23 protein-coding genes and 2 tRNA genes are annotated in these 23,589 nt (G+C 58.1%); 13 read left to right on the top strand and 12 right to left on the bottom strand.

Going from position 1 to position 23,589, the window contains the following annotated elements:
• The first annotated feature begins 60 nt into the window (after positions 1-60).
• The 6 genes from AC4ANE_RS09220 (at position 61) to AC4ANE_RS09195 (ending at position 5,388) form a co-directional block, all read left to right on the top strand.
• Positions 61-1,128 (top strand): ABC transporter substrate-binding protein, encoded by a 1,068-nt coding sequence (locus AC4ANE_RS09220; protein ID WP_002552647.1) that lies wholly within the window; start codon positions 61-63, stop codon positions 1,126-1,128.
• A 78-nt stretch (positions 1,129-1,206) separates the two neighbouring features.
• The gene (locus tag AC4ANE_RS09215) at positions 1,207-2,010 is read left to right on the top strand and encodes an alkaline phosphatase family protein (RefSeq protein WP_002552646.1); all 804 of its coding nucleotides are present in this window, start codon (positions 1,207-1,209) and stop codon (positions 2,008-2,010) included.
• Positions 2,007-2,849 carry an ABC transporter permease gene (locus AC4ANE_RS09210; RefSeq protein WP_002552645.1) on the top strand — a complete coding sequence of 281 codons (843 nt, stop codon included), beginning with the start codon at positions 2,007-2,009 and terminating at the stop codon, positions 2,847-2,849. The genes AC4ANE_RS09215 and AC4ANE_RS09210 overlap by 4 nt, the downstream gene beginning before the upstream one ends.
• Entirely contained in the window at positions 2,836-3,633 is a 798-nt protein-coding gene (locus AC4ANE_RS09205; protein WP_002552644.1) for an ABC transporter permease, read from the top strand. Before AC4ANE_RS09210 ends, AC4ANE_RS09205 begins: the two co-directional genes overlap by 14 nt.
• Before the next feature lies 1 nt (position 3,634).
• Complete coding sequence (locus AC4ANE_RS09200; RefSeq protein ID WP_002552643.1) at positions 3,635-4,624, top strand: ABC transporter ATP-binding protein; 990 nt, start codon at positions 3,635-3,637, stop codon at positions 4,622-4,624.
• Positions 4,625-4,734: 110 nt separating this feature from the next.
• Positions 4,735-5,388, top strand: coding sequence for an HAD family hydrolase (locus tag AC4ANE_RS09195; protein ID WP_002552642.1), 654 nt, complete (start codon positions 4,735-4,737; stop codon positions 5,386-5,388).
• Positions 5,389-5,407: 19 nt separating this feature from the next.
• Here the strand turns inward: AC4ANE_RS09195 and AC4ANE_RS09190 are convergent, their stop codons facing one another.
• On the bottom strand, positions 5,408-6,370 hold the full coding sequence (locus tag AC4ANE_RS09190) for an NAD(P)H-quinone oxidoreductase (protein WP_002552641.1): 963 nt from the start codon (positions 6,368-6,370) through the stop codon (positions 5,408-5,410).
• A 138-nt stretch (positions 6,371-6,508) separates the two neighbouring features.
• On the opposite strand from AC4ANE_RS09190, the gene AC4ANE_RS09185 reads away from it, so the two are divergent.
• Together AC4ANE_RS09185 and AC4ANE_RS09180 are read left to right on the top strand one after the other, a co-directional pair.
• Positions 6,509-8,590: a carboxy terminal-processing peptidase gene (locus AC4ANE_RS09185; RefSeq protein WP_004657761.1), complete on the top strand. Its 2,082-nt coding sequence runs from the start codon at positions 6,509-6,511 to the stop codon at positions 8,588-8,590.
• A gap of 117 nt (positions 8,591-8,707) precedes the next feature.
• On the top strand, positions 8,708-10,480 hold the full coding sequence (locus AC4ANE_RS09180) for a bifunctional diguanylate cyclase/phosphodiesterase (RefSeq protein WP_460408859.1): 1,773 nt from the start codon (positions 8,708-8,710) through the stop codon (positions 10,478-10,480).
• 136 nt (positions 10,481-10,616) lie between these two features.
• Here AC4ANE_RS09180 and AC4ANE_RS09175 read toward each other — a convergent pair whose 3' ends face one another.
• The 5 genes from AC4ANE_RS09175 to AC4ANE_RS09155 all read right to left on the bottom strand — a co-directional run bounded on the left by AC4ANE_RS09175 (position 10,617) and on the right by AC4ANE_RS09155 (position 14,635).
• The gene (locus AC4ANE_RS09175; protein WP_002552638.1) at positions 10,617-10,988 is read right to left on the bottom strand and encodes a hypothetical protein; all 372 of its coding nucleotides are present in this window, start codon (positions 10,986-10,988) and stop codon (positions 10,617-10,619) included.
• Positions 10,985-11,326, bottom strand: coding sequence for a helix-turn-helix domain-containing protein (locus tag AC4ANE_RS09170; RefSeq protein WP_002552637.1), 342 nt, complete (start codon positions 11,324-11,326; stop codon positions 10,985-10,987). The genes AC4ANE_RS09175 and AC4ANE_RS09170 overlap by 4 nt, the downstream gene beginning before the upstream one ends.
• A gap of 100 nt (positions 11,327-11,426) precedes the next feature.
• Positions 11,427-11,879 (bottom strand): YkvA family protein, encoded by a 453-nt coding sequence (locus AC4ANE_RS09165; RefSeq protein WP_002552636.1) that lies wholly within the window; start codon positions 11,877-11,879, stop codon positions 11,427-11,429.
• A gap of 366 nt (positions 11,880-12,245) precedes the next feature.
• Positions 12,246-13,019, bottom strand: coding sequence for a BamJ family beta-barrel-assembly machinery protein (gene bamJ / locus AC4ANE_RS09160; protein ID WP_002552635.1), 774 nt, complete (start codon positions 13,017-13,019; stop codon positions 12,246-12,248).
• A 206-nt stretch (positions 13,020-13,225) separates the two neighbouring features.
• Entirely contained in the window at positions 13,226-14,635 is a 1,410-nt protein-coding gene (locus AC4ANE_RS09155; protein ID WP_002552634.1) for a DUF4329 domain-containing protein, read from the bottom strand.
• A 246-nt stretch (positions 14,636-14,881) separates the two neighbouring features.
• On the opposite strand from AC4ANE_RS09155, the gene AC4ANE_RS09150 reads away from it, so the two are divergent.
• Complete coding sequence (locus AC4ANE_RS09150) at positions 14,882-15,400, top strand: cupin domain-containing protein (RefSeq protein WP_002552633.1); 519 nt, start codon at positions 14,882-14,884, stop codon at positions 15,398-15,400.
• A gap of 10 nt (positions 15,401-15,410) precedes the next feature.
• Here the strand turns inward: AC4ANE_RS09150 and AC4ANE_RS09145 are convergent, their stop codons facing one another.
• Positions 15,411-16,331 carry a LysR family transcriptional regulator gene (locus AC4ANE_RS09145; RefSeq protein WP_002552632.1) on the bottom strand — a complete coding sequence of 307 codons (921 nt, stop codon included), beginning with the start codon at positions 16,329-16,331 and terminating at the stop codon, positions 15,411-15,413.
• Positions 16,332-16,465: 134 nt separating this feature from the next.
• Between AC4ANE_RS09145 and AC4ANE_RS09140 the strand changes: the two genes are divergently transcribed.
• Entirely contained in the window at positions 16,466-17,521 is a 1,056-nt protein-coding gene (locus AC4ANE_RS09140; protein ID WP_002552631.1) for a tartrate dehydrogenase, read from the top strand.
• A gap of 105 nt (positions 17,522-17,626) precedes the next feature.
• Positions 17,627-18,970: a dicarboxylate/amino acid:cation symporter gene (locus AC4ANE_RS09135; protein ID WP_002552630.1), complete on the top strand. Its 1,344-nt coding sequence runs from the start codon at positions 17,627-17,629 to the stop codon at positions 18,968-18,970.
• Position 18,971: 1 nt separating this feature from the next.
• Here the strand turns inward: AC4ANE_RS09135 and AC4ANE_RS09130 are convergent, their stop codons facing one another.
• From AC4ANE_RS09130 to AC4ANE_RS09110, 5 genes are all read right to left on the bottom strand, one after another.
• Entirely contained in the window at positions 18,972-19,349 is a 378-nt protein-coding gene (locus tag AC4ANE_RS09130; RefSeq protein WP_002552629.1) for a VOC family protein, read from the bottom strand.
• A 55-nt stretch (positions 19,350-19,404) separates the two neighbouring features.
• Positions 19,405-20,595: a CaiB/BaiF CoA transferase family protein gene (locus AC4ANE_RS09125; protein ID WP_031594860.1), complete on the bottom strand. Its 1,191-nt coding sequence runs from the start codon at positions 20,593-20,595 to the stop codon at positions 19,405-19,407.
• Positions 20,596-20,717: 122 nt separating this feature from the next.
• Positions 20,718-21,098, bottom strand: coding sequence for a hypothetical protein (locus AC4ANE_RS09120; protein WP_002552627.1), 381 nt, complete (start codon positions 21,096-21,098; stop codon positions 20,718-20,720).
• Between the two features lie 181 nt (positions 21,099-21,279).
• Positions 21,280-21,356, bottom strand: a tRNA-Asp gene (locus tag AC4ANE_RS09115).
• Between the two features lie 21 nt (positions 21,357-21,377).
• Positions 21,378-21,453 (bottom strand) — tRNA-Val (locus tag AC4ANE_RS09110).
• Between the two features lie 171 nt (positions 21,454-21,624).
• Here AC4ANE_RS09110 and rdgC point away from each other — a divergent pair.
• Together rdgC and AC4ANE_RS09100 are read left to right on the top strand one after the other, a co-directional pair.
• The gene (gene rdgC, locus AC4ANE_RS09105; RefSeq protein ID WP_002552626.1) at positions 21,625-22,545 is read left to right on the top strand and encodes a recombination-associated protein RdgC; all 921 of its coding nucleotides are present in this window, start codon (positions 21,625-21,627) and stop codon (positions 22,543-22,545) included.
• 90 nt (positions 22,546-22,635) lie between these two features.
• Positions 22,636-23,583 carry a bile acid:sodium symporter family protein gene (locus AC4ANE_RS09100; protein WP_002552625.1) on the top strand — a complete coding sequence of 316 codons (948 nt, stop codon included), beginning with the start codon at positions 22,636-22,638 and terminating at the stop codon, positions 23,581-23,583.
• Positions 23,584-23,589: the final 6 nt, after the last annotated feature.

Raw genomic sequence — 23,589 nt, 5'->3', positions numbered from 1 at the left:
GATCTAGACCAAACAATCCGAAACGAACACTTCTTGCAAGAAGTGCACTAGGAGCTCCGAATGAAACATCTTTTGTTGGCATCACTCCTCGGTTCAGCCATGGCAATGAGTTCGCTGGTCATGGCTGCGGACACAGACCTTAAAACGCTGGAGGCTGCGGCCAAGGCTGAAGGTGCGGTCAATAGTCTCGGCATGCCGGATGACTGGGCTAACTGGGGTGGCATCTGGAAAGACCTGGAAACCAAATACGGCCTCAAGCACATGGACACCGACATGAGTTCGGCCCAGGAGATCGCCAAATTCGATGCGGAGAAAGACAACGCCAGCGGTGACATCGGCGACGTGGGTGCCGCGTTCGGCCCTATAGCCGTCGCCAAAGGCGTGACCCAGCCTTACAAGCCAACCACTTGGGAGCAGATTCCGGACTGGGCCAAGGACAAGGACGGCCATTGGGCGCTGGCCTATACCGGCACCATCGCCTTTATCGTCAACAAGAACCTGTTGCACGGCTCTGAAATACCGAAAAGCTGGGCCGACCTGAAAACCGGTAAATACAAGGTTTCCATTGGTGATGTAAGCACTGCTGCGCAAGCAACCAATGGTGTACTGGCCGCAGCCATTGCCATGAAAGGCGACGAAAGCAACATCGAGCCAGGCCTGGCACTGTTCACCGACCTGGCCAAGCAGAAACGCCTGTCACTGGCCAACCCGACCATTCAAACCATCGAAAAAGGCGAAATCGAAGTCGGCGTGGTCTGGGACTTCAACGGTCTCAACTACAAAGCCAAGATGGCCAAACCGGATGACTACGTGGTGCTGATCCCGTCGGACGGCTCGGTGGTTTCCGGCTACACCACCATCATCAACAAATACGCCAAGCACCCGAACGCCGCCAAACTGGCGCGTGAATACACCTTCAGCGATGCCGGTCAGATCAACCTGGCCAAAGGCAATGCGCGTCCGATTCGCGTTGAACACATCAAGCTGCCAGACGACGTGAAAGCCCAGTTGCTGCCGCATGAGCAATACCTCAATGCCAAGCCGATCAAGGACGCGGATGCCTGGGAAAAAACCTCCAAAGCGCTGCCTCAGAAGTGGAACGAGCAGGTCATCATTGAGATGAACTGATTCTCTCCTGCGGCTCAGGGATGAAGTCGTGTACATCGGGCGAGCCAGACTCGCCCGTTCTTTTAAAGCGAGTCGCCCATGAAACACAACGTCATCCTGATCGTGCTCGATGGCCTCAACTACGACGTGGCGCGCCACGCAATGGGCCATCTTCAAGCCTGGCATGATGCTGGCCGTGCCGCGCTCTACAAGCTGGAATGCGAGCTACCCGCCCTCTCCCGCCCCCTGTACGAATGCATATTGACCGGGGTCGCGCCTATCGACAGCGGCATCGTGCATAACAACGTTTCACGCCTGTCTAACCAGCGCAGCGTCTTTCACTACGCTCGTGACGCCGGCCTGACCACCGCAGCGGCGGCCTATCACTGGTTCAGCGAGCTGTATAACCGCACGCCGTTCGACACGGCACGCGATCGTCATACCGAGGCAACGGAACTACCCATTCAGCACGGGCTGTTCTACTGGGCCGATCACTACCCGGACTCGCACCTGTTCGCCGACGCTGAAAGCCTGCGCCTGAAACATGCACCGAACTTTCTGCTGATTCACCCCATGAACATCGACGACGCCGGGCACAAGCACGGCCTCGACACTGCGCAATATCGCAACACCGCCCGCAATGCCGACATCATTCTGGCTGACTACCTGCAACGCTGGCTGGACGCGGGTTATCAAGTGCTGGTGACCGCCGACCACGGCATGAACAACGACCGCTCGCACAATGGCCTGCTGCCGGAGGAACGCGAAGTGCCGCTGTTCGTGCTGGGTGATGCGTTCAGCCTGAATGATGCAGCGCCACGCCAGACCGACCTGTGCGGCACCATCTGCGAATTGCTCGGCATACATCACGACAAACCGGTCTGCCGGGAGATGCTCAATTGACCCGATTTTCCCGAGGCAAGTGGCTGGGGCTGTTGTGCCTGGTGCCCTTTGCCGTGTTCTTCATTGTGTTTCAGATTGCGCCGCTGCTCTGGGTGGCGATTCACAGCCTGCAAAGCGACGCCGGTTGGGGCTGGGAAAACTTCACCAAAGCGTTCAGCTCGAAGTTCTATCGGCAGGCGATCCAGTACAGCCTGGAGATCAGCTTCTGGTCGAGCCTGTTCGGCATCATCATCTCTGTGCTGGGTGCCTATTCGCTGCGCAAGGTAGACTCGCGGCTGCGCGATTTCGTCAATTCGTTCGCCAACATGACCAGCAACTTTGCCGGCGTTCCATTGGCGTTCGCATTCATCATTCTGCTGGGTTTCAACGGCGCATTGACCCTGATCCTCAAGCAAACCGGGATCATTGATGACTTCAACCTGTACTCCAAGACCGGGTTGATCATCCTCTACACCTACTTCCAGATCCCGCTTGGCGTGCTGCTGCTCTACCCGGCATTTGACGCGGTGCGCGAGGACTGGAACGAGTCGGCGGCGCTATTGGGTGCCAGCAGTTATCAATTCTGGCGCTATATCGGCCTGCCGGTCCTGACCCCTGCGCTGCTCGGTACGTTCGTGATTCTGCTGGCCAACGCGCTGGGCGCGTATGCCACGGTGTACGCCCTGACCACCGGCAATTTCAACGTGCTGCCGATCCGCATTGCCGCGATGGTGGCAGGCGATATCACTCTGGACCCGAACATGGCCAGCGCTCTGGCGATGATTCTGGTCGGCCTCATGACTCTGGTCACAGTCGTCCATCAGTGGCTGTTGAAGAGGAGCTACCATGTCGCGCGCTGAACGACGGCCTGCGGGCATTTACCACAAAACCGTGGTTTACCTGCTGTTCCTGATCCTGTTATTACCGCTGGCCGGGACCTTTCTGTACTCGATTTCCACCAGTTGGTCGGCGACCATTCTGCCCAGTGGCCTGACCTTCAAGTGGTACGTGGCGCTGTGGAGCGATCCGCGTTTTCTGGCGGCGTTCGGCCAGTCACTACTGGTATGCGTCGGCGCGTTGATACTCTCGGTGGTGCTGATTCTGCCGCTGCTGTTTGTCGTCCATTACTACTTCCCGCGCCTCGACGGGCTGATGAACATCCTGATCCTGCTGCCGTTCGCCGTGCCTCCCGTGGTCTCGTCGGTCGGCCTGCTGCAACTCTATGGCTCCGGCCCCATGGCCATGGTCGGCACGCCGTGGATTCTGATCGGCTGCTATTTCACTGTTGCCCTGCCTTTCATGTACCGCGCCATCACCAATAACCTGCAGGCCATCAACCTCACGGACCTGATGGATGCCGCCCAGTTGCTCGGCGCCAGCACCTGGCAGGCGGCTTTCATGGTCGTGCTGCCTAACCTGCGCAAGGGCTTGATGATTGCCCTGCTGCTGTCGTTCTCGTTCCTGTTTGGCGAATTCGTGTTCGCCAACCTGCTGGTCGGCACCCGCTATGAAACCTTGCAGGTCTACCTGAACAACATGCGCAACAGCAGCGGTCACTTCAACAGCGCGCTGGTGATTTCCTATTTCCTCTTCGTGTTGGTGCTGACCTGGGCCGCCAATCGACTGAACAAGGACAAAGACTGAAATGAGTTTTGTCAGCATTGAAAACCTGCAGAAAAGCTATGCCAGCACGTCAGTGTTCAGCGACATCAACTGCAGTATCACGAAAGGCGAGTTTGTCACCTTGCTCGGCCCGTCCGGCTGTGGCAAGTCCACGTTATTGCGCTGCATTGCCGGGCTGACGCCAGTCAATAGCGGGCGCATCCTGCTTGATGGCACTGACCTGGTGCCGCTCACACCACAAAAACGCAACATCGGCATGGTGTTCCAGAGCTACGCGCTGTTTCCCAACATGACCGTCGAGCAAAACGTCGCGTTTGGCCTGCGAATTCAGAAAGTCAGTGCGGCCGACAGCGAAAAGCGCGTTGCCGATATTCTGCGCATGGTCGAGCTGCACGACTTTGCCACGCGTTATCCGCATCAGTTATCCGGCGGGCAATGCCAGCGCGTGGCTCTGGCGCGCTCGCTGGTCACTCGCCCACGCCTGCTGTTGCTTGATGAGCCGCTGTCGGCACTGGATGCGCGAATTCGCAAAAACCTGCGTGAGCAGATCCGCGCCATTCAGCGCGAGCTGGGCCTTACCACGATCTTCGTGACCCACGATCAGGAGGAGGCGCTCACCATGTCCGACCGCATCTTCCTGATGAACGAAGGCCGGATCGTGCAGAGTGGTGACGCAGAAACCCTTTACACCGCTCCGGTTGACGTGTTCGCTGCGGGCTTCATCGGCAACTACAACCTGCTGGAAGCCGAAGACGCCACGCGCCTGATGCAACGCCCGATCACCAGCCGTATTGCGATTCGCCCTGAATCGATCCAATTGAGCCTGACCGGCGAACTGGAAGGCGAAGTACGCAGTCACAGTCTGCTCGGCAACGTCATCCGCTACCGGATACAGGCCCGCGGCGTGGAACTGGTGGTCGACGTACTGAACCGCAGCGCCGACGACCTGCACCCGGATGGAAGGCGTGTAACACTGAACATCGAACCGTCGGCGCTCTGTGCTCTGAACTAACCGTGCTCTGAACTGATTTTGTTCTGCACGGATAACGCCACACGCTTGCCGATCAAGACGCCAAGCGTGAAGCTGACAGCTGATTCAACAGACTTTTAGGAGAAACGCACATGCCCCTGGCAATTTTCGACCTGGACGAGACCCTGATCGGCGGCGACTGTGCCACGCTCTGGAGCGAGCAGATGGGTCGCCTGGGCTGGGTCGACTCAACCTCGTTCATGCAACGCAACGACGAACTGATGGCCGCCTACAGCGCAGGTGAGCTGGCAATGGAAGACTACATGGCGTTCAGCCTTGAACCCATGGCTGGCCGTACGCCTGAAGAAATCGATCATCTGGTCGGCCCGTGGGTTGAGGACGTCATCGAGCCGATCATCTACAGCGACGCCTGCAAATGTATTGCTCAGCATCGCGCCAAAGGCGACCGGATTCTGGTGATCTCGGCGTCAGGTGTGCACTTGGTAAAACCCATCGCAGAACGCCTCGGGATCGACGAAGTGCTGGGTATCGAACTGGACGTGCAACATGGCGTGTACAGCGGTGCCACGGTCGGCGTGCTGACCTATCGGGAAGGCAAGATCACGCGCCTGATGGAGTGGCTGGACGCCGAAGGGGAAAACCTTGAGGGGGCGAGCTTCTACTCGGATTCACGCAATGACCTGCCGCTGCTGCTCAAGGTTGACCACCCCAATGTGGTCAACCCCGATGCCGTGTTACTGGAACACGCGCAGAAAGCAGGCTGGCCGGTGCACGACTGGAGCTGAGTCCAGAGGCACCGACGGGTCAGACCAGGCTTTCGTCGATGACCAGCACGATCTTGCCGGACACCGTGTTGGTCGCCAGCTCTTCGAACGCAGCGTCGGCATCCTTGATCGCAAAGGATTTCGCCAGTTGCGGCTTGAGGCGGCCTTCAGTGAACAGCGGCCAGACGTGCTGGCCCAGGTCGCTGAGCAGGTCGGCCTTGAATGTGTCATCGCGACTGCGCAAGGTCGAACCCATCAACTGGATACGTTTGCCCAGCACGTGCGCCAGATCCACCTGCGCCTCGCGCCCGCTCATGATACCGATCAGCACCCAGCGACCGTCCAGAGCCAACAGTTTGACGTTGAGTTCGGCGTAGCTTGCGCCCACCGGGTCGAGAATGACGTTGAACGGTGCAAAATCGTTCAGGCCTTCAAGACTTTCGCTACGTACTACGCCCCCCTGTGCTCCCAGTTCGACGCAATAGGCCAGACGCTCGGTCGAACCGACACTGACCCAGACCGGGTTGCCGAACGCTTTGCAAAGCTGAATACCGGCTGAACCAACCCCACTTGCGCCTGCGTGCAACAACACCTTTTCACCCGGCTTGAGGCCTGCCAGCTGAAACAGATTGAGCCACGCGGTGGCATACACCTCAGGGATGGCGGCGGCCTCATGCAGCGACAGCCCTTCTGGAACTGGCAGTACATGTCGCCCGTCGACCACCACTTCTTCAGCCATCGCCCCGCCCGCCAACAGCGCGCAGACGCGGTCTCCGACCACCCAGGACGTGCCCGGACCCACTTCGGCGATCACACCCGAGCACTCCAGACCGAGCGTTTGAGTGACCCCGGGCGGCGGCGGATAATTGCCCTCGCGCTGTAACAGATCGGCTCGATTCAAACCTGCCGCAGCCACTTTGATACGTACCTGCCCCACATCAAGGGCCGGACTCGGCTCCTCGACCCATTCCACATGTCCTTCAACGCCTTGCAATGCCTTCACGGTGCCTCCATAGTGAGTCCAGACTGAGCCCGTGGCTGTTTTGCCCGGGCTTTTGCATTATGCGGCCGGGTCCGAAGGAACCGGCGACCTCAAAGACGGCCTAATATGCGTTATCAATTGTCCTCGCGTCGAATCAGCATGAAGCAATTATTCCCCAGCACTGCCCTCGCACTGTTTGTCGGCCTTAGCGTTTTGCCGATGTCAGCCAGTACCTTTGCCGCCAACAGCTGGGATAATCTTCAGCCGGACCGCGACGAAGTGATTGCCAGCCTCAACGTGGTTGAGCTGCTCAAACGACATCACTACAGCAAGCCGCCCCTGGACGACAAGCGTTCAGCGATTATTTACCAGAGCTACATCAAGCAACTGGACCCCTCGCGCAGCTATTTCATGGCCAGCGACATTGCCGAATTCGACAAATGGCAGTTCCAGTTCGACGACTTCCTCAAAAGTGGCGACCTGAATCCGGGTTTCACTATCTACAAGCGCTACCTGGACCGCATCAAGGCGCGTCTGGACTTCGCGCTGGCTGAGTTGAGCAAGGGCGTCGACAAGCTTGACTTCAATACCAAGGAAACCCTGCTGGTGGACCGCAAGGACGCCGCATGGCCCAAGGACACTGCCGAGCTCGACGAGCTATGGCGCAAGCGCATAAAAGATGAAGTCCTGCGCCTGAAGATCGCAGGCAAGGACCCGGCGAAGATCCAGGAAACCCTGACCAAGCGCTACAAGAATCAGCAGGCCCGTCTGAACCAGACTCGCGCCGAAGATATCTTCCAGGCCTACATCAACACCTTCGCCATGTCTTACGACCCGCACACCAACTACCTGTCGCCTGACAGCGCAGAAAACTTCGACATCAACATGAGCCTGTCGCTGGAAGGCATCGGCGCTGTGTTGCAGAGCGATAACGACAACGTGAAAATCGTGCGTCTGGTCCCGGCAGGCCCTGCGGCCAAAACCAAGCAGGTCGCGCCAGCCGACAAGATCGTGGCCGTTGCCCAGGGCGACAAGGAAATGGTCGATGTAATCGGCTGGCGTCTGGATGAAGTCGTCAAGCTGATCCGCGGTCCGAAAGGTTCCGTGGTCCGTCTGGAGATCATCCCGGCCAGCAATGCGCCGAATGACCAGACCAGCAAGATTGTCGCCATCACCCGTGAAGCGGTGAAACTTGAAGAGCAGGCGGCCAAGAAGTCGATCCTGCACCTCAAACAGGATGGCAAGGACTACAAACTCGGGGTCATCGACATCCCTGCGTTCTATCTGGACTTCAAGGCCTACCGTGCTGGCGATCCGGAATACAAGAGCACCACCCGTGACGTGAAGAAACTGCTTACCGAGCTGCAGGCCGAGAAGGTCGATGGCGTGGTACTGGATCTGCGTAACAATGGTGGCGGTTCGTTGCAGGAAGCGACCGAGCTGACCAGTCTGTTCATCGACAAGGGCCCGACCGTGCTGGTGCGTAATGCCGACGGCAAGGTCGATGTGCTGGAAGACGAAGCCAAAGGCGCGTTCTACAAAGGCCCTATGGCCTTGCTGGTCAACCGTCTGTCCGCTTCGGCGTCGGAGATTTTCGCTGGCGCGATGCAGGATTATCACCGCGCACTGGTGATCGGTGGCCAGACCTTCGGTAAAGGCACCGTGCAGACCATTCAGCCGCTCAATCATGGCGAACTGAAGCTGACACTGGCCAAGTTCTACCGGGTTTCCGGTCAGAGCACCCAGCATCAGGGTGTAGTGCCGGACATCACTTACCCGTCGCTGATCGATACCAAGGAAATCGGCGAGAGCGCGCTGCCCGAGGCCATGCCGTGGGACAGCATCAAACCGGCGATCAAGCCGGCAATTGACCCGTTCAAGCCGTTCCTGGCGCAGTTGCAGGCACGTCATGAAGCACGTTCGGCGAAAGACGCCGAGTTCGTGTTCATTGAAGACCGTCTGGCGCTGGCCAAGAAGCTGATGAACGAAAAAACGGTCAGCCTCAATGAAGCCGACCGTCGTGCAGAGCATGCGTCCATCGAAAGCAAGCAGCTCGCGCTGGAAAACACCCGCCGCAAGGCCAAGGGTGAAGAGCCGCTCAAAGAGTTGAAGAAGGAAGACGAAGACGCGCTGCCGGTGGAAGACGAGAAAACCAAACCCGAGGACGATGCCTACCTGGCAGAGACCGGGCGTATTCTGATCGACTATCTGGGGCTAAGCGCCGCTGTGGCAAAAAAATAAGACAGACTCATTGATGGCCATTTAGCTTCAACGTCATCAAACAGTCACGAAGCTGTCGTGAAATACGGGGCTGAACGCGCAAGCGCTCAGCCCTTTTTTATCCTCTTCGAGACGACCATGACCCTAACCGAGCAGTTGAGCACACTGAGTTCAATTCTGGCTCGTGGTGATTTGCACAGCTTGTTCCAGCCCATCGTGTCGCTATCGGAACGTCGCATTCTGGGTTATGAAGCCTTGACCCGCGGACCGTCCAACAGCGCGTTGCATTCGCCCCTGAACCTGTTTTCCATCGCTCGACAGGCAGGCCGCCTGAGTGAGCTGGAACTGAGTTGCCGTGACAGCGCCTGCCGGCGTTTCAGCCAGCAGAAGTTGCCGGGCAAGCTGTTTCTCAACGTCTCTCCCGAATCGCTGCTCGAAACGTCTCATCCACCGGGCCGCACCCTGGAAATGCTGCGCCGTTATCAAATCGCGCCCAAGGATGTAGTCATCGAACTGACCGAGCAGATGCCCACCGATGATTTCGACCTGCTGTACAACGCGCTGCACCACTACCGCGACATGGGCTTCTCCATCGCGCTGGATGACCTGGGTGCCGGTTATTCGAGCTTGCGACTCTGGTCGGAGCTGCGCCCGGACTACGTGAAAATCGATCGGCACTTCATCGACGGAATTCACCAGGATGCGGTGAAGCGCGAGTTCGTTGGCTCGATGCTGCAGATGGCCAAGGCTTCCAGAGCGACCGTGATTGCTGAAGGCATCGAATTGCCCGAAGAGCTGGCGGCGCTGAAGGACATGGGCGTGGATCTGGTTCAGGGCTATCTGCTTGCCCGTCCGCAAGAGCGCCCGCCACGCGAAACCCGCGCCATGCTGCCCAAGGCAGAGACCACCAGCGCGCCGTTGAACGAAGAAGCGGCAGACCTTTCTGCCCTGCTCAACCCGCAACCATCAGTCAGCCAGTCCACGCCCACAGCTGAGGTGCTGGAAGCGTTTCGCAGGCAGGCCAATCTCAATTCGCTGGCCGTGCTGGACGACGAGGCCAGGCCCTGCGACATCGTCCATAGGCATTCATTGTCCGTGGCACTGCTCAAGCCCTTTGGTACCGAACTGTTTGCCCGCAAGCCAATCAGCCGCCTGATGAGTGATGACTTTCTGGCCGTGGAAGTCAGCCAGTCACTGCAACAGGTCAGCCGACTGTTGACCAGCCGAGCCCGGCAGCGCATCGAAGAGGATTTCATCATCACCTCCAACGGTACCTATCTGGGCCTGGGACGGGTAATCGATGTTCTGAAGCTGATTACCGAGATGAAAATCCAGCAGGCACGTTACGCTAACCCGCTGACCCTGCTGCCCGGCAATGTTCCGATACAGCAATGCCTGACGCGTCTGCTGCAACAGGGCCGCGAATCGGTGATCTGCTACGTGGACATTGACAGCTTCAAGCCTTTCAACGACATCTACGGTTACGCCCGTGGTGATGAAGTGCTGCTGTGTCTCGCGCAGTGCCTGAACGACCGTATCGACCCAAGCAGGGACTTTGTCGGACACATCGGCGGGGATGATTTTCTGATGGTGCTGGGCGTCGAGGATTGGGAGCGGCGCCTGAAAACCCTGCTGGATGATTTCCAGAATCAATGCCGACGTTTCTACCGCGCGGAGCATCTGGAAGCCGGTTGCTTCGTCGCCCTCAACCGGCAGGCGCAGCGTCAGGAGTTCCCGTTGTTATCACTGTCGATTGGCGTAGTACATCTGCACGAAGAAAGCTGCACGCTGGTCGATGCCAGCCAGCTGTCCGACCTGGCCTCACAAGCCAAACATTTCGCCAAGGACGTTGCTGGCGCGAGCATTCATGTGATCGATTCGACGCGGCTGGATTTATTGGTACAAGCGTGAGGGTAAATGAGCTGAACGTGCGACTTCGCGAGCAAGCTCGCTCCCTCAGGTTCGCTGTTGTGGGAGTGACCGGGCGGCGATCCGCATTACCCACGAAGGGGTCGATACAGCCACTGAAGATTCGGGGGCCGAATCGCTACTGCACCTCCACTTCCGGGTAGCTGTATTCAAACACCCGAACCACTTCGGCGGCGTGCCATGAAGCGGCGGCGACGCCATCTGACGGGCCAGAGAAGCGTCCGAGACGCTCTGCGCATTCAAAAAAACCTGGGCGCGGCAAGCGGCTTGCGCCCTGGCTGATCACCAGCGAGCTGCGCAAAGGCTGTTCCGCGCGGGCGTCCATGGCGGCCAGATGCTCCAGAGCTGCGGTCAGAGTCTGCATGGCCGGACTGGGCAATTGCAAACGCTCGACCAACGCGCGATAGGTCAGCAGATGACGCTGGCGGCGCGCCTGATCGAGCTCATTGAGCAGGCCGTCCCAATGCTGACGGCTGATGCGCACGCTCACGACTCACCTCGCCAGCCCGGCACTCCAAGCTCCCATGCCAGGCTGCGCTTGATTGCAGCATCCGGCTGACGAGTACCATTCTCGATCAACTCCAGATAAGACGGACTGATGCCGACCGTACGGGCCAGGCTGGCCACTTCAAGACCTTTGGCCTCGCGCAGCGCCCGCAACTCATCGAACCCTGGAAGCTCACCGGCAGCGATGCCGGAAGTCGATGCAACCGGTTCCTGGCGCGCCTTGCCGACCAACCCGGCAGCCTTGAGCAGTGCCTGGTACTGAGCCCAGGGCAGCACTGCATATTCCGGCTCACCGTCACGGGATATCACTTGAAGATCCATAGAGTCACCTTGTAGTACACGACCGCACACTGATCAGGCTTGATTCATAGGCTGGCATCTTAACAGCGGAACGCTATGGCTTGTGTTCAATCGGTGAGACTTACACCTTACCCCGCTCTTTCTCCAACAGCGCCTGAGTCTTGGGCAACTGCTCGACCACGATGAGTTTCTCGGGCGGTTGCTGCTCGCGCCATGCACGAAAAGCATCCAGTTCGTCGCTCAAGTGCTTGGTGACCCAAGCCAGCACTGCGATGTCATCGAACATACCCAACCCTGGAATCCAGTCAGGAATAGCGTCCAGCGGGCTGAGGAAATACATCAGGCCCGCGACAATGGACAAAATGGCTTTAGGACTGATGCTTCGGTACTCACCACGCCAGTAAGCCAGACACAAGGCCTGGAGCAAACGCAGATCGTCCTTGAGCTTGCCCAGACGATTACCTTCACTGTTGCCCTTGCGTGCGACTGCAAACAACAACCCTGGCAGTCGCCCCGCTGCCAGCAGACGCCGGGCTCCGGGCAGATAACGAATAAAATTCCACGGCGCTTTCATACCCACTCCCGTTCAGCAAAATGTCTTTCGATAAAAGCAGATCCGACGAACCTGCCTGGCCGGTACCACAAGGTTATCCACAATAATTGTGGATAACCTTGTGAACAGTGGCTTTTTTCATGCCTGAACTCCCCGTTATCGGGGGACCACAGTCAAATCGGGCGTTTTTTACTCACAAAAAAAGCTACAAAGGTGTGAAACCGCCCCCACGCTCAAGCGAGTGCCGTTACCTTGCCGGACTGTCGGACAATGCTACTGCGCGCTTCCATGATAGTGGGACTGCCCGAATGGCCAAGCGTTCGGGAAATAAGCCGGACACAAAAACGCCCTGTCGAGACAGGGCGTTTTCTGTAGCCAGGTAGTGCGTTACTTCTTGGCCGGAGCCGAAGCGGCAGGAGCTGCCTCTTCTTCTTCGTCAGCATCAGCACCAGCTGTCGGAGCAGCTGCCGGGTCTTTGATGCCAAGCAACTCAAGGTCAAAGACCAGTACCGAATTTGCCGGGATCGCAGGGCTCGGGCTCTGCGCGCCGTACGCCAGATCACTAGGGATGAAGAGTTTGATCTTCTCGCCTACGTGCATCAGTTGCAGACCTTCGACCCAACCCGGGATAACGCCGCCTACAGGCAGGTCAATCGGGCTGCCGCGTTCAACGGAACTGTCGAAGACCTTGCCGTCAATCAGTTTGCCTTCGTAGTGAACAGTCACAACATCGGTAGGCTTAGGCTGAGCGCCATCCGCTTTCTTGATGATTTGATACTGCAAGCCGGAAGCAGTGGTGACCACGCCATCCTTTTTGCCGTTCTCTTCGAGGAATTTCTTGCCAGCGGCCGATGCCTCTTCGCTCATCTTGGCCAGACGCTCCTCGGAGCGCTTCTGCAGGGCCGAGAAGGCTTCAACCAGCTCTTCGTCTTTGAGTTTCTGATCTTTCTTGCCGACTGCGTCTTCGATACCCAGGGCCACAGCCTTGGAATCCAGATCATCCATACCTTCCTGAGCCAGGCTTTTGCCCATGTTCAGACCGATGCCATAAGACGCTTTTTGTGCCGGAGTTTTCAGCTCTACGGTGCTGGCTTGCTTGTCACAACCTGCGAGTACCAGACCGACCAGGGCAATCGCCGCTGCCAACCGATGCTGTTTCATGCTAATTCCTTGTTCATGCGCCAAAAGGGCAAACGAGTAAAGCCGCGAGCTTATCAGGCCGCCGCGATCAATGGCTACCGGCATGAGAGGGAGAAAACGCCGATAAGTTCAGGTATCCAAAGGTTTTCCCGGCGCGGCACTGGATTGTTCAGTTGCAGTTCAGTTTGTGATTCGCATGGGAAACACGCGGGTTTGCAGCGAAGGGCTCATGACACGGGGCTGACCACCCCGGCATGAGGCCAGCGCTTACTGGTCTGCAGCACGCGCAGGTGCCCGGCTCGTGCCACTGCGCGAACAAAGTCCTGCACATTGATCGTACCTGCGGCGAGTTGCGCCTGGATGGACTCAGCCCCCGAGTACACGCGCGATACGCTTCGTAAAAGCCGAAGCTCCTCGTCGGACCGGCTGGGTGTGTACGCGAGCAGCGCACCATCGGCTGCCGAGAAATAAACTGCCGACATCTCGAAGCCGTAACGAATTGGCGAGCCTTTGGGTCGCTGTGCAGGCTTGTAACGATAACTGAACATGCGATGCAGATCGTCCGGGTCGAAGAAATCACTCACTACTTCACGCCCGCCCTCAGCTACGAGGTTGGCAGATGAAAAATACATGCCGTCAACACGATAGCCATCAGGTAATGCAGGCCGGTAGTAAGCATCGGGGTGAAACGCCGAACAGGGTGCGTAGACCGGAGCGCCATCTTCAAGGATCGGCTCGGCGATCAGGTAAGCGCGCGTTACCGGGTTGAACAGTAGGAAACCGATGATCTGCGAATGAATGCGAGTACCGATCCGGCCGTGCGCGTAACGTGCAGCTTCATCAGCACGGGTAAACGGCACGCTGAGGCTCAGAGGCCTGGGTGGCCATTGCACGGCGCAGCTTGCAGGCGATGTCACAGGAGGCGTGCGAGTGGCGGCATCGTCCGGATAAGGGCGCCAGTCTGTAGACACTTTCCCGACCCGCCCCCACAGACGACTGGGCACTATCACTTCCAGATCCCCGGCACCTGCCAGCAACCGGACCACATCACTGGGCAGCATGGTGAGGTTCTGCAGCGCCTTGTGGATCTGACTGAGTTCACTCAGGTGCGGCATGCCTGGCGGTCCGGCTACGCGCGCGAACAGCGTGTCTTCGGCGGCAGAACGGGACAGCGTGTATTTGATCAAGGAGCCGTCAGGTCCGGAAAGATAAGTCGCCGGACAAACCTCCTGGTCATCGATCGCTGCATAGATGTCGCCCGCTGAAAAACTGTCCGGGTAAGTAACCTTTTCACGCTCCGGCCATTCTTCAAGCCCGGCCTGAAGTGACGGGTGAGAATGGTAAATCGCATAGTCGTCATACCCTTGCGGGTAGAGCACATACCCCTCCTCATCGTTGCGCGGAAAGACTTCGTCGGGGTCAAAGCTGAACCGGCTGCCGTTCATGGGTTCGGTCGCAACGTACTTGCCATCCTTGCGAACCAGAATAAAGCCGCCGTATTCACGGTCACGCCGATTGCCGATCCGCTCATGGGCATAGCGCGCCGCATCATCAGGATGATCGAAAGGCACGCTAAACGCTGGCATGCCGGGATGATGGTCAACGGACCGTTTTTCAATTCTTTTTCTGGGGTGCATCCAAGGCTCCTTGAAAGCCTGACTGATTGAGTCATTAGCGTAAGGAAACTCAGGGTGGCGGGTGACATAGATGAATATGACAACAGGTAGACGCCGCGGCACCCGGCAACATGAAACTAAAGATAATTTTTAACCGTTAACGGATGTGGTTCGATCCGCTGCGTGGGCGAATCTGCCCAGCCCCTGTTTCGATCACCACGACTGGCGATCAGGGCTTATGCAGTTTGTCGTGCTCAGGAACGTATTATGCAATCGAACAATCGTTTTCGCCTGATGCGCTCGACGGCTTGCCAATTGGCAGGCCTTGCAGCCATCACCACAGCAGTCATGTTGCCGGTCAGCTCAGCCTACGCGACCAAGAAGCCACCTATCGTTGTAACCGAGGGCATCAAGGCATACAGGCTGTGCACAGGCCCCGACAATCTGTCACACGTCATCGAAGGCTCGATTGATCAAAAGGCAATGACCGATGTCAACGCCCTGCACTTCAAGGAAACCCCGGCGCACTCGCAATATGACTGGCACGCCGCACCGGAAGAGCAATACGTGATCACCCTTTCAGGCACGCTCGAATTTTCCACCACGGGTGGAGAGAATTTCGTACTGCGCCCAGGGGAAATATTATTGGCACAGGACACCACCGGCCCTGGCCATCGCTGGAAACTGATAGACGACCAGCCGTGGCGACGCGCTTACGTCATTACCAAACCGGGCGACAAGGCTGCATTCGTACCAAAGGACGGAGCTGCTTCGAAGGGCTGCTGACGTCCAGAGCTCAATGCGGGTCTTGCAGCGGGACAACCTGATCCAGACTGGCAAAACGCTCCACCAGAAAATCGATCAGACAACGCACCCTGGCGGACAAATGCAACTGCTGCGGATAGACCGCGTAGACGTCCGCCCGAGTGGGTGTCTGGTCTTCAAGCACCAGACGCAGACGGCCACTGCGCACGTACCGGGCAATGTCCCATTCGGCGCGCAGCAAAATGCCGAACCCTTCCAGCGCCCAGTTCAGCGCGACCTCACCGTCGTTGCAGCCCAATGCGCCATGTACCTTGACGTTCTGCGTACGCCCCCCGTTGCTGAAGCTCCACACCCCGTAGGGTGTTTCGTTCTGACGCAGAAAAATACAATTGTGGTGCTGCAGTTCCGCCAGACGTGTCGGCGTACCGTGCTTTTCCAGATACAGCGGTGATGCGCAGAGCAGACGCCGATTGGATGCGATCTTGCGCGCATGAAAGGCCGCGTCCGGAAGGCTGCCGAAACGAATGCCCAGATCAAAACCATGGGTGGCCAAATCCAGTGGATGGTCACTGATTTCCAGCTGGATCTGAACCTCGGGGTAACGGGCAAAAAAAGCCGCCAGTGCCGGGCCTATATGGCGGCGACCGAAACCCAGTGAAGCGTTGACCCTGATGAGCCCTTTGGGGCTGGCAGAACTGCTGGTGATCAACTGCTCGACTTCATCGATCTGGGTCAGAATCCGCGCCGCATGGCTGAAATACAACTCGCCCTCGGCAGTCAGACTCATGGACCGCGTGGTGCGATTCACCAGGCGTGTGCCGAGCCGCGCTTCCAGAAGGCTCAAGCGTTTGCTGATGGCAGGCGGCGTCACGCCCAGTTCGCGGGCTGTCGCGGCAAGACTGCCCTGCTGAGCCAACAGATGGAAAAACGACAGGTCCTGTGTCTGATTCATTGGTAACTCAAAGTTAATTATGTAGTGATTTCGAGTAACTCATACGTTCCGGTTCACTACATATACTCCTTCCACACCCTGTCGAACAGAGCGTTCGCAGGCACAACAAAAAGCACCGGACAGTGGAGTGGACCATGAGCAGTTACAACATTGCAGCAGTACCCGGCGACGGCATTGGCGTGGAAGTGATCGCCGCAGGTGTTGAAGTCCTGCAGGCGCTGTCGAAAAAATCCGGCTTCGACCTGACCTTCAAACACTTTGACTGGAATTCGGATAACTACCTGAAGAACGGCCACTACATTCCTGAAGGCGGTCTGGCCGAACTCAAGACATTCGATGCGATTTTCTTCGGCGCAGTGGGTGCCTTGAATGTACCCGACCATATTTCCCTGTGGGGTTTGCGCCTGCCGATCTGCCAGGGCTTTGACCAATACGCCAACGTACGTCCAGCGCGCGTTCTGCCTGGCGTAAAGAGCCCGCTGCACAACGGCCACGAGATCGACTGGGTCGTCGTTCGCGAAAACTCCGAGGGCGAGTACTCCGGCAATGGCGGGCGCGTGCATCGTGGTTTGCCAGAGGAAGTCGCAACCGAGGTTTCGGTGTTCACACGGGCCGGTGTAGAGCGCATTCATCGCTTCGCTTTCGAACTGGCGCGCACTCGCCCGCGCAAGCACCTGACCATGGTCACCAAGTCCAACGCGCAGCGCCATGGCATGGTGTTGTGGGACGAGATTTTCTACGAAGTGGCCAAGGACTTCCCGGACGTCAGGATCGACAAGGAGCTGGTGGATGCCGTGACCACGCGCATGGTGCTCAAGCCATCGTCGCTGGATGTCATCGTTGCCACCAACCTGCACGCCGACATCCTTTCCGATCTGGCTGCCGCCCTGTCCGGCAGCCTGGGCATCGCCCCTACCGCGAACCTCAACCCAGGCCGCAACTTCCCGTCGATGTTCGAACCGATTCACGGCTCGGCCTTCGATATCACCGGCAAAGGCGTCGCCAACCCGATTGCAACGCTCTGGACCGCTGCGATGATGCTTGAGCATCTGGGTGAATCGGCAGCGGCCAAGACCCTGATGTCGGCCATCGAGGCGGTCACCGAAAGCGGTCTGCATACCCCGGACCTCGGCGGCACGGCCACCACCAGGCAGGTCACCGACGCGGTACTGCAACTGATCAACCGCTGAGGCGCGTTCGCCAGATCATCGTCGTATCGCGGTACAACGCCACGGAGACCGACCTGCCGAGTCTCCGGGCATTTCCTGACAACAATAAAAACTCAGGACCCGGTCATGAAAAGCATTCTAGGCAAACTGTACGTACAGGTTTTACTCGCGGTCATTCTAGGCGCCATCGTTGGCGTTGTGGCACCGGAAACCGGCGCAGCGCTCAAACCCATCGGCGATGCATTCATCAAGCTGATCAAGATGCTACTCGCACCAGTGATTTTCCTGACAGTGGTGTCCGGCATCGCGCGCATGGAAAACATGAAGGAGCTGGGCCGCGTCGGGTTTTGGGCACTGATCTATTTTGAAGTGGTGTCGACCCTGGCGCTGGTCATTGGTCTGGTCGTGGTGGATGTATTCAAACCCGGTGCCGGGATGAACATTGATGTGGCAACGCTGGACTCTTCCAGCCTGAGCACCTACACCAGCGCGGCGAAGCATTCGTCGTTCATGGACTTTTTGATGGGCATCATTCCCGACACCATCATCGACGCATTCGCCAAGGGCAATATTCTGCAAATCCTGCTGTTCTCGATCCTGCTCGGGATCGCTCTGGCTCAGGTAGGTCCGCGCGCTAAACCTTTTGTCGATGCGCTGGACAGCCTGATGCAGGGCATGTTCAGAATCGTCAACATGGTCATGCGCCTGGCACCGCTCGGCGCATTCGGCGCAATTGCCTTCACCATAGGTAAATATGGTTTCGGTTCGCTGTTTTCTCTGGGCAAACTGATGGCCTGCGTCTACCTGACCTGCGCAGTGTTCGTGATCTTCGTACTCGGGCCGATATGCCGCTACAGCGGGTTCAGCCTCTGGAAATTTCTGCGTTTCATCAAGGAAGAACTGTTCACGGTGCTGGGCACCAGTTCATCTGAATCGGTGCTGCCACAGATGATCTCGAAAATGGAGAAAGCCGGCGTGTCAAAACCGGTTGCAGGAATGATCATTCCATCCGGCCTGACCTTCAACCCGGACGGACAGGCGATCTACTATACAATTGCCGCGATCTTCATCGCCCAGGCGACCAATACGCCACTGACCCTGGCCGACCAGTTGATCGTACTGGTGGTGCTGATGTTCACCTCCAAGGGGTCGGCGGGTGTCACGGGTTCAGGCTTCATCATTCTCGCCGCGACCCTCGCGTCACTTGGCACCATCCCTGTCGCGGGCATGGTGCTGTTACTGGGCGTGGACCGTTTCATGTCCGAAGCGCGGGCGATCACCAATACCATCGGCAACGGCGTCGGCACCATGGCCATCGCCAAATGGGTCGGCGCACTGGACAGCGAAAAGATGCACCGGGCGCTGAATGGCGAGGACGAGCCGAAACAACCCGAGCCTTTGCCCCTGCCGAAAACCGGTCAGGCCAGACCTGCCGCGATCACGGAAGGGATCAGTCCGTCGCCGACCTGAATCAGGCCAATTCGGAAATTTCGATCAGGTTCAGATCAGGATCGCGCACATACACAGAACGAATCGGCCCGGTGGCGCCGGTACGCTCCACCGGACCTTCAACGATAGGCCAGTCCTGCTCCTGCAGGTGTGCGATGACTTGAGCCAGCGGGATGCTGGCAATGAAACACAAGTCCAGCGCACCTGGCACAGGCAGATGGGCCTTGGGCTCGAACTCTTTACCACGCTCATGGACATTGATTTTCTGATTGCCGAAGCGAAACGCCAGTCGGCCCTGGCGAAAGCGTTCAGGGGCCATACCCATGACACGTACGTAAAAATCCTTGCAGGCGTCAACATCAGCAGTGGTCAATACAAGATGGTCCAGATGATCAATCACGGGATCAGCTCCGTTTGGAATAGAGTTCTGTTTACGGCAAAGGCCGCATTTCGGATCAAATGATGCCAAGCCGACGCCATTCGGCGCGAGTGGCTGCGTCTATACCATGTGCTTCGAGAACGGCGTCGGTGTGCTGACCCAGGGTCGGCGCGGGCGTTCTTACCTGGCCCGGCGTGCCTTGAAGTTTAGGCACAATCCCCGGGAGGGTAACGGGCGTGCCGTCATCCAGCGCGCTCTGCAACAACATGTCACGCGCCTGATAATGCGGGTCGCCGGCGATATCGGCAGCGTCGTAGATCTTGCCTGCCGGGATACGCGCCTCGTTGAGTGCAGCAAGAACTTCGTCCATCGAGCGCTCGGCGGTCCAGGTCGAAATGGCAGCATCAATGCGTGCCACATGCCTGACCCGCCCGTCGTTGTGCTCAAGCTCGGGGTCATTGGCCAGATCCATTCGACCGATTTTTTCCATCAACCGGCGGTAGATACTGTCGCCATTACCTGCGATCAGCGCGTACTTGCCATCATTGCAGCGGTAGGCGTTGGTTGGTGCAATGCCTGGCATGCTGCTGCCTGCTGGCTCACGGACAGTACTGAATACCGAATACTCGGGAATCAGGCTTTCCATCACGTTGAACACTGACTCGTACAACGCGACATCTATCTGCTGCCCATCACCGCCATTCTGTTCTCGGTGACGAAGCGCCAGCAGAATGCCGATCACGCCGTGCAACGCTGCAAGTGAATCGCCGATCGACACACCGACACGCACCGGCGTACGCCCTGGCTCGCCCGACAAATGACGCAAACCGCCCATCGCCTCGCCTATTACGCCAAAACCCGGCCTGTCACGGTACGGGCCGGTCTGCCCATAGCCGGAGACGCGCAGCATGATCAGTTTCGGATTGAGGGCATGTAGCTCTTCCCAACTGAGCCCCCAACCCTCAAGTGTAACGGGGCGGAAATTCTCCACCAGCACATCTGCATCACGGATCAGCTGGCGGGCCATCTCCTGCGCCTTTGGTTGACGCAGGTCGAGGGTCACCGACTGCTTGTTGCGCGACTGCACCGCCCACCATACGGAGGTGCCGTTGTGCAGCAAACGCCATTTGCGCAAAGGATCACCGGTCAGCGGCGGCTCGACCTTGATGACCTCGGCACCGAACTCGGCAAGGATCTTCGCCGCAAAAGGTCCGGCAATAAGCTGGCCCAGCTCCACCACCTTGATGCCCTGAAGAGGTAAGTTCATGACACGTCCGTTCTTGTTGGGAATGGATAGATGATCTGCGCAAATGCGGTGGATGGAAAGCCGGAGGTGTTTAACGAGGTTCTGCCCTCGAGAAAGCCCCGCACCCGGTGAGGCTCATTCAATCAGTTGCTGCACGCCAGCTGAAACCCCATGGAAGCGTCACCCGAGGCACCGTCCTTACCGACCATGAGACCTAACACATTGACTTCTTTTGTGGTGGCAGCCCCACCCAACTTGACGTGACCGTAGAACAGCCGTTCATAGTCACTGGTATCAATAGAAGATGCCGAGCAGAAACCAGGCGAGTGTTTGAAGTGGCCCTCATTGAAAATCACTTTATACGTTGCGAAATAGTCGTTCTTACTACTGTAACTTACGGACTTGATCCACGGAGACGACTGAGTAACGACAGTACCGTGCTGATCGATGGTCGCGGTGTGCAGCACAGGCAAGGCCAACGCGCTGACGGAGGCGGCCATGGCCGATGCAGATGGCCCGCGCATGGTCGAAAGCCTGGGCGGAAATAGCTTGGTCGTATGGTTACCAGGATGGCTCGGTAGCTGCCTGTCACACCCCGATGAATGAACGAAGACTTCATCGTTTCAGGAAAGCAGAAAGCAGAAAGCCCGCACAAGGCGGGCTTTCTGTTTGCTTCAAGGAGTTCAAGGGCCTTGAAGCTGAATATGGCGCAGCGGACGGGACTCGAACCCGCGACCCCCGGCGTGACAGGCCGGTATTCTAACCGACTGAACTACCGCTGCGCATAACACTAAAAGCGAGTTTGGTGGGTGATGACGGGATCGAACCGCCGACCCGCTGCTTGTAAGGCAGCTGCTCTCCCAGCTGAGCTAATCACCCTTCACTCTCGGTGTGGCGCGCATTCTACGGAGCGACCTGCACTCTGGCAAGCACTTTTTTAAATAATTTTTATAATCCTTCCAAAGGCTTACAAACGCTCTGTGCAGGGTTGGCCGCAGCCGCCGAGGAGCGAATAATGCCCGCCTTTGTATAGAAAGAGAGACTCACCTCATGTGGTTCAAAAACCTGCTTGTCTATCGCCTGACCCAGGACGTGCCTTTCGATGCCGAAGCGCTGGAGACAGCACTGGCAACCAAACCGGCTCGTGCCTGCGCCAGCCAGGAGGTGGCCACCTATGGTTTCGTCGCTCCTTTCGGCAAGGGCGAGGACGCTCCATTGGTACACATCAGCCAGGACTTCCTGCTGATTGCTGCACGCAAGGAAGAGCGCATTCTGCCGGGCAGCGTTGTACGCGACGCGCTCAAGGAAAAGGTCGACGAGATCGAAGCCGAGCAGATGCGCAAGGTCTACAAGAAGGAACGTGATCAGCTCAAGGATGAAATCATCCAGGCCTTTCTGCCGCGTGCGTTTATCCGCCGCTCCGCGACCTTCGCTGCCATCGCGCCAAAGCAGGGCCTGATTCTGGTCAACGCCTCCAGCCCGAAACGCGCCGAAGACCTGCTGTCGACCCTGCGTGAAGTGATCGGCTCGTTGCCGGTACGTCCGCTGACCGTCAAGGTTTCGCCAAGTGCGACCATGACCGACTGGGTCAAGACCCAGAAAGCGGCCGACAACTTCTTCGTGCTGGACGAGTGCGAACTGCGCGACACCCACGAAGACGGCGGCATCGTACGTTGCAAGCGTCAGGACCTGACCAGCGACGAAATTCAGCTGCACTTGAACACCGGCAAGGTCGTCACCCAGCTGTCGCTGGCCTGGCAGGACAAGCTGTCGTTCGTGCTGGACGACAAGCTGGTGGTCAAGCGCCTGAAGTTCGAAGACCTGCTGCAGGATCAGGCGGAACAGGACGGTGGCGACGAGGCACTGGGCCAGCTGGACGCCAGCTTCACACTGATGATGTTGACCTTCGGCGAGTTCCTGCCGGAACTGTTCGACGCGCTGGGCGGCGAGGAAATCCCGCAGGGGATCTGATCCCCGCCCGTCGCTGCCTGCAACACCGCGCCGTCCTGTGAGACGGCGCGTTCATTTCACACAGGTTTTTTTTACAGGAGGGAGCACCCCATGCGTGCGTTGGCAGCCTTGAGTCGGTTTGTCGGTAACACCTTTGCTTATTGGGTGCTGCTGTTCGCCATCCTGGCGTTTCTGTTCCCGCAGGCCTTTATCGGTCTGAAAAGCTGGATCGTACCGCTGCTGGGTCTGGTAATGTTCGGCATGGGTCTTACCTTGAAGCTGGAAGACTTCTCTGAGGTGGCGCGAAACCCGTGGCGCGTTGCGCTGGGGGTGGTCGCGCACTTTGTGATCATGCCCGGCGTGGCCTGGTTGCTGTGTCAGGTGTTTCAACTGCCGCCGGAAATCGCTGTGGGTGTGATTCTGGTCGGCTGCTGCCCGAGCGGTACGTCATCCAACGTCATGGCCTGGCTGGCCAAAGGTGATCTGGCGCTGGCGGTGGCAATCGCGGCGGTGACCACCCTGCTCGCCCCGCTGCTGACCCCGACCCTGATCTGGTTACTGGCGTCGGCGTGGCTGCCGGTGTCCTTCCTCGATATGTTCTGGTCGATTCTGCAACTGGTCATGCTGCCGATCGTGCTCGGTGTGGTTGCACAGCGTCTGCTGGGCGCACGGGTCAGCTACGCCGTGGACGTGCTGCCGCTGGTCTCGGTGGTGAGCATCGTGATGATCGTCTGCGCCGTAGTTGCCGCCAGCCAGGCGAAAATCGCCGAATCGGGCTTGTTGATCATGGCCGTGGTGATCCTCCATAACACCTTCGGCTTTTTGCTGGGTTATTTCACCGGCAAGGTCTTCAAGCTGCCATTGGCGCAACGCAAGTCACTGGCGCTGGAAGTCGGCATGCAGAACTCCGGCCTGGGCGCTGCGCTGGCCAGCGCACATTTCTCGCCGTTGGCGGCGGTGCCGAGCGCGCTGTTCAGCGTCTGGCACAACATTTCCGGTGCGTTGCTATCGACGTATTTCAGGAAGATGCCGGAGGAAGAAACCAAACCGGGCCTTTGATCAGCG

The organism is Pseudomonas sp. Pme6b (genome assembly GCF_058129925.1).
This window is presented reverse-complemented; position numbering and strand designations above follow the sequence as displayed.

What these genes read in the sequence shown, in the direction of transcription:
- AC4ANE_RS09215 (WP_002552646.1), top strand. Translation starts at nt 1,207, where the DNA reads ATGAAACACAACGTCATCCTGATCGTGCTCGATGGCCTCAACTACGAC.
- AC4ANE_RS09220 (WP_002552647.1), top strand. Translation starts at nt 61, where the DNA reads ATGAAACATCTTTTGTTGGCATCACTCCTCGGTTCAGCCATGGCAATG.
- AC4ANE_RS09120 (WP_002552627.1), bottom strand. Translation starts at nt 21,098, where the DNA reads ATGCGCGGGCCATCTGCATCGGCCATGGCCGCCTCCGTCAGCGCGTTG.
- AC4ANE_RS09170 (WP_002552637.1), bottom strand. Translation starts at nt 11,326, where the DNA reads ATGGATCTTCAAGTGATATCCCGTGACGGTGAGCCGGAATATGCAGTG.
- AC4ANE_RS09200 (WP_002552643.1), top strand. Translation starts at nt 3,635, where the DNA reads ATGAGTTTTGTCAGCATTGAAAACCTGCAGAAAAGCTATGCCAGCACG.
- AC4ANE_RS09145 (WP_002552632.1), bottom strand. Translation starts at nt 16,331, where the DNA reads ATGAATCAGACACAGGACCTGTCGTTTTTCCATCTGTTGGCTCAGCAG.
- AC4ANE_RS09150 (WP_002552633.1), top strand. Translation starts at nt 14,882, where the DNA reads ATGCAATCGAACAATCGTTTTCGCCTGATGCGCTCGACGGCTTGCCAA.
- AC4ANE_RS09205 (WP_002552644.1), top strand. Translation starts at nt 2,836, where the DNA reads ATGTCGCGCGCTGAACGACGGCCTGCGGGCATTTACCACAAAACCGTG.
- rdgC (WP_002552626.1), top strand. Translation starts at nt 21,625, where the DNA reads ATGTGGTTCAAAAACCTGCTTGTCTATCGCCTGACCCAGGACGTGCCT.
- AC4ANE_RS09180 (WP_460408859.1), top strand. Translation starts at nt 8,708, where the DNA reads ATGACCCTAACCGAGCAGTTGAGCACACTGAGTTCAATTCTGGCTCGT.
- AC4ANE_RS09100 (WP_002552625.1), top strand. Translation starts at nt 22,636, where the DNA reads ATGCGTGCGTTGGCAGCCTTGAGTCGGTTTGTCGGTAACACCTTTGCT.
- AC4ANE_RS09165 (WP_002552636.1), bottom strand. Translation starts at nt 11,879, where the DNA reads ATGAAAGCGCCGTGGAATTTTATTCGTTATCTGCCCGGAGCCCGGCGT.
- AC4ANE_RS09140 (WP_002552631.1), top strand. Translation starts at nt 16,466, where the DNA reads ATGAGCAGTTACAACATTGCAGCAGTACCCGGCGACGGCATTGGCGTG.
- AC4ANE_RS09155 (WP_002552634.1), bottom strand. Translation starts at nt 14,635, where the DNA reads ATGCACCCCAGAAAAAGAATTGAAAAACGGTCCGTTGACCATCATCCC.
- AC4ANE_RS09135 (WP_002552630.1), top strand. Translation starts at nt 17,627, where the DNA reads ATGAAAAGCATTCTAGGCAAACTGTACGTACAGGTTTTACTCGCGGTC.
- AC4ANE_RS09125 (WP_031594860.1), bottom strand. Translation starts at nt 20,595, where the DNA reads ATGAACTTACCTCTTCAGGGCATCAAGGTGGTGGAGCTGGGCCAGCTT.
- bamJ (WP_002552635.1), bottom strand. Translation starts at nt 13,019, where the DNA reads ATGAAACAGCATCGGTTGGCAGCGGCGATTGCCCTGGTCGGTCTGGTA.
- AC4ANE_RS09185 (WP_004657761.1), top strand. Translation starts at nt 6,509, where the DNA reads ATGAAGCAATTATTCCCCAGCACTGCCCTCGCACTGTTTGTCGGCCTT.
- AC4ANE_RS09195 (WP_002552642.1), top strand. Translation starts at nt 4,735, where the DNA reads ATGCCCCTGGCAATTTTCGACCTGGACGAGACCCTGATCGGCGGCGAC.